Annotated in this window: 6 protein-coding genes and 1 pseudogene; 3 read left to right on the plus strand and 4 right to left on the minus strand. The window is 51.7% G+C overall.

Translation table 11 applies throughout. From position 1 onward, the window contains the following. Both R6U67_RS15435 and R6U67_RS15440 read right to left on the minus strand, forming a co-directional pair. On the minus strand, window positions 1–266 hold a 266-nt coding region (locus R6U67_RS15435), incomplete at its 3' end, for an Hpt domain-containing protein (RefSeq protein ID WP_410253373.1). 71 nt (window positions 267–337) lie between these two features. Next, the gene (locus tag R6U67_RS15440) at window positions 338–1,198 is read right to left on the minus strand and encodes a tetratricopeptide repeat protein (protein ID WP_410253374.1); all 861 of its coding nucleotides are present in this window, start codon (window positions 1,196–1,198) and stop codon (window positions 338–340) included. Window positions 1,199–1,417: 219 nt separating this feature from the next. Here R6U67_RS15440 and R6U67_RS15445 point away from each other — a divergent pair, with 219 nt between their 5' ends. Further along, a complete protein-coding gene (locus tag R6U67_RS15445; RefSeq protein WP_410253375.1) occupies window positions 1,418–1,882 on the plus strand; it encodes a DnaJ domain-containing protein in 465 nt (154 codons plus the stop codon). Here the strand turns inward: R6U67_RS15445 and argC are convergent. Together argC and R6U67_RS15455 are read right to left on the minus strand one after the other, a co-directional pair. Next, window positions 1,879–2,937 carry an N-acetyl-gamma-glutamyl-phosphate reductase gene (argC, locus tag R6U67_RS15450; protein ID WP_410253376.1) on the minus strand — a complete coding sequence of 353 codons (1,059 nt, stop codon included), beginning with the start codon at window positions 2,935–2,937 and terminating at the stop codon, window positions 1,879–1,881. The genes R6U67_RS15445 and argC overlap by 4 nt on opposite strands. Window positions 2,938–3,114: 177 nt before the next feature. Then, window positions 3,115–3,411, minus strand: a complete 297-nt coding sequence (locus R6U67_RS15455; protein ID WP_410253377.1) for a TRADD-N-associated membrane domain-containing protein — start codon at window positions 3,409–3,411, stop codon at window positions 3,115–3,117. Between the two features lie 220 nt (window positions 3,412–3,631). Between R6U67_RS15455 and R6U67_RS15460 the strand changes: the two genes are divergently transcribed. Beyond that, entirely contained in the window at window positions 3,632–4,045 is a 414-nt protein-coding gene (locus R6U67_RS15460; RefSeq protein WP_410253378.1) for a hypothetical protein, read from the plus strand. Window positions 4,046–4,062: 17 nt separating this feature from the next. Further along, window positions 4,063–4,385: pseudogene (locus R6U67_RS15465) on the plus strand (transcriptional regulator); the annotation flags it as partial.

Raw genomic sequence — 4,385 nt, forward strand, 5'->3', positions numbered from 1 at the left:
AAGAGACTTTCGAGTTTGCGATCAATCGGTAAGGTGTCTTGTTTGAGGACTTTGAAATAGTCTTCGAGACGGTGGGCGACTTTTTGGATGGAACTATAGCCCAACATGGCTGCACCCCCCTTCACCGAGTGAGCCGCACGGAACATCTCGTCAATTTCGTCGGGGTTTTGGACCGTTGCAGGTAGGTCTAATAACCCATTTTCCAGGGTATTGAGGTGTTCTTTACCTTCTTCGATGAAGAAGCGGACGATTTCTTCAGATGCCACGGGGTTACTCCTTAACCAATATAGGACAAACCAATGTAGGACAGGGGCGATGAGCGTTCAGGCTCAAGGGATTATTCCTCAGTGGTTTCTTCAGAGGTTTCTTCCTCAGCGGGGCTGGCTTGACTGGCTTGGATCTGTTCAATCAGAATTTGAATCCGGTCTTTTTGTTGAGCGGGGGCCAGTTCCAGGGCGCTGTTTAGGACGGCTTGGGCTTCATCGAGTTGTCCGGTTTCTTCTAAAATCAGCCCTTTACCCACCAGGGGACGGAAATCACTCGAATGTTCTTGGCTGAGATTGTCAAAGACGTTTAGGGCTTGCTCGTAGCGTTGCTGTTCGGCGTAGACTTGTCCGAGCAGCAGTTGGGTGGAGACGACATCGATGCTTCCTGGCTCGGATTGGTCGGCTTGGGTGGCTAATTGTAGGGTATCTTCAATGGCCGCGATCGCCGCTTCGGGCCGGTCTTCTTCCAGCAGTAGCGTCACCAGTCCCTGAAGAGCTTGTACGTTCCCCGGTTCGCGGGTAATCAGCTCCCGATAGGTTTCGACGGCTCCCTCGCGATCGCCGAGATACTGTTTTGTCTGAGCCAACAACACCCAATAGCGAGATTCCTCGGGATTGAGTTCGGCCAACCGTTCCAGCGGCTCGATGGTTCCCTCAATATCGTTGAGTTGACGCCGCACGTCAATGAGTCCTCGTAAGGCGGTGCGGTTATCCGGTTCCCGCTCCAGGACGAGTTTATAGCCCCGTTCCTGAGCTTGAAGATCCTCCTGGGGGTTGCTGGCGGCGGGGGTATTCGTGGGAGTGGGACTCGAATTACCCTGATTGGCTTGTAAGACGCCGCCGAGTAGGGGTGCGATGGAAAAGCCAAGAAAGGCGATTAAGCCAATGGCCAGCACAATACGACTAAACCAACCCGAACGCTTTTTAGACACAAACTTTGCCTCAACTGCAACTGAACATCAAACTGAGCATTAAACTCAGCATCAAGCCGAATCTAGCGGAACCTCAGATATGGGGTCATCCGTCCCCCCTAGTATCTCAGTCCATCGGCGAAGGACTCTTTTAGGGCTAATCCTTTACACTTAGGGGGAAAGGGTGCGATCGCCCCAACCGTTAAATCAGGCCGCGATCTAAGGCTGCGATCTAAATTAATGAAAGACAACCCACCGATCCTTATTATCTTACAACTGTTGCCAATTTTAGTGGTCTTAACGGCGATCGTAAACCCGACCTTGGCGCTCCCCCTGATCACGCTCTTGATTCTCTTATTCCCCGTCATCCTCTATAAATTTTTCCAACAAGCTTCTCGGGACTTAGGACGAGAACTCTATTCCCGCAACCCGGAGACGACGGAATTTAACCAGTGGGATGAGGTTCCCATCGTCGATAGTGAGCCGATGGCGATCGACCCAATTTTCCAGCGGATTCAGGGGGATTTAACCCTATTGCGGCTGGCCTATCCCTTCGACGAGGAACAACTGACCCAGGCCTATCGCCGTCGCGCTCGGGAAACCCACCCAGACGCGGGGGGAAGCGAGCGCGAGTTTATTCAGGTGCGACAGGCTTATGAACGACTCCAAGGGGTGTTGGACCTCGAAATCACGGAAGAGTTTTAAGGATAGAACCCTAGGCTGGGGAGTCCGGCGGTTTCTTCGAGTCCTAACATGAGGTTCATCGCTTGCACCGCTTGTCCCGCTTGTCCTTTGAGGAGATTGTCAATCACCGACATGACAATCACTCGTCCTGTGCGGGGGTCAACTTCAATTCCGATGTAGTTGAGGTTAGACCCACAGGCCCATTTGGTTTGGAGATAGACTCCTGAGGGGAGAACTTTGACCCAAGGGGAGGCGCGATAGAAGGCATTATAAATAGTGGCGAGGTCTTCACGGACTAAACCGGGGTCGCGCAGGGTGGCGTAGACCGTGGCCAGAATCCCGCGCACCATGGGGACGAGATGCGGGGTGAATTGAACCATCATCTCATGGCCGGCTAAGTCACTACAGATTTGTTCGATTTCCGGGGTATGACGGTGACGGGCCACACCGTAGGCGGAAATGGAACTACTGGCTTCGGCGAGGAGTAGGTTGGTTTTGGCTTGACGACCGCCGCCAGAGGTCCCGGATTTGGCGTCGATGACTAGGCTTTCGGGCGCAATTAAGCCTTGCTTGAGGAGGGGGGCCACGGCTAAGAGGCTGGCGGTGGGATAGCAGCCGGGACAGCCGATGAGATTGGCGTCTTGGAGGCGATCGCGGTACAGTTCCGGTAAGCCGTAGACCGCTGAGGCGGCGGTGTTCGTATCGGTGCGATCGCCTCCGTACCAGGCTTGATAGGTATCGAGATTAAAAAAGCGATAGTCAGCGGATAAGTCGAGGACTTTACAGCCTTTTTCGAGTAAAGCGGGGGTAATTTGCCAAGCTAAGCCATTGGGAAGGGAGAGGAAGACCACCTGACAGCGTTCGGCGATGCGATCGACATCCACCGGTTCAACCTCTTTGTTGAAGCGATGTTCTAAGTGGGGATAGATATCTGAAAAGGGCTTCCCAGCGCTGCTTTGTCCTCCCAAATAGGCAATTTCGATATTTGGATGCTCCAGTAGCAATCGTACCAGTTGCACGCCGCCATATCCTGATGCACCGACAATGCCGACTGATACCTGCTCAAAATCTCCCATTATGCTTCTCCCAACCAGTTTCGGTTCAATAAGGTCTCACGTTAGAGCTAGTCTAGCGTTACTCTGGCCGCAACGAACAGTTTGCCAAGGAATCCTCATGATTTGGGGACAAGGGACTGTCGGCGTCTAGGTTGAGGCTAGGGAGCGAACTGAGAGGATATGACGACGGTGGCGGGTCTACGGTGTTTCGTCAAGTTCGTCGAGGAGGTCTTGCAACTCCTGTTTTTTAGCATTGGCCGAGGTCATACTGCTGAGGCTGAAAATCGTTCCCGTGCTGGCGGTGAATGCTGATTCGGCGATTTTGTCGGTATACAGCAATCCCACGCCGAGGAGGGTCACGACATAGGAGGTGGCGATCGCACCCACCGTCACGTTATAACTGTGTTTGCACTGCCGGAGAAGTTCCCGTTGCACCTCCTGTTTGAAGTCGTCGTTGCGGTTCGGTTCCTGTTGGCGAGAAAAGGGATTCCTCATGGATCAGTCTCCAAGCGAGCGTTTACATTTCTAGCCTGACATCGATTGAGAGGATTTAAAGTCTCGAAAGTCTCGCTTTTAGTATCGCAAAAGTCTCAACTTCATTGAGGTATCGCGGAAGTATCAGAAAGGTATCGCAAAAGTCTGATTTTCCCTGATTCGGGATGACAGCATCAGGATTACTCATTATAATGGAAGAAATTTTTTGGATGTAACCTAGATGGACTGGCAACAGTTTTTGAAGCAAAAAGCCATCGAGTTGGAACTGTCACCGGAACTAACTGATACTCTTTTGACTATATTTCCGGAGCCAACGCGAAGCTTGGCAATCAACGAAGTCTCTATAAAATTAAGCATAAGCGAATCCACCGTAAAAAATCATCGACTTAAACCAATCTATGAAAAATTCGATGTTGGTAGCAACGGACGTGGCAAATTAGAAGGTCTCAGGCAGAAACTTGGTCAGGAGTTTCATCAATCTAATTCGGTAGTAAATCCTGGAACTAATAACAACAAAAAAAGCCGGGAATTTCAATCACTGATTGAAGAAAAACTCAAGCGTTTCTGCGGGCGAAAGTTTGTCTTTAAAGCCTTCGGGGACTTCATTAAAAACACCCCTGCGGCTACTTCATAGTCATTGGCGAGGCAGGAATCGGCAAAAGTGCCGTCGCCGCCAAATACGTTCAGGATCACCACGTACCCGGCTATTTCAACATTCTCGCCGAACGTCGCAACCGCGCCGAACTGTTCCTAAAAAGCCTGCGCGGACAACTGCAACAGCGTTACAACCTGCCCAACAGCGACAATGCAGACTTGCGGGAACTGCTGGCAAACGTGGCGCGGCAACTTCCTGAAGGTGAACCGCTGGTGGTGGTAGTGGACGCATTAGATGAGGTGGAACAGGAGGCCGGGGAAAACCTGCTGCACTTGCCCAAAGAACTGCCGAATAATGTCTATTTCCTGCTGACGCGGCG

Origin of the sequence: Sodalinema sp., assembly GCF_046483825.1 — a bacterium.
Lineage (GTDB): Bacteria > Cyanobacteriota > Cyanobacteriia > Cyanobacteriales > Geitlerinemataceae > Sodalinema.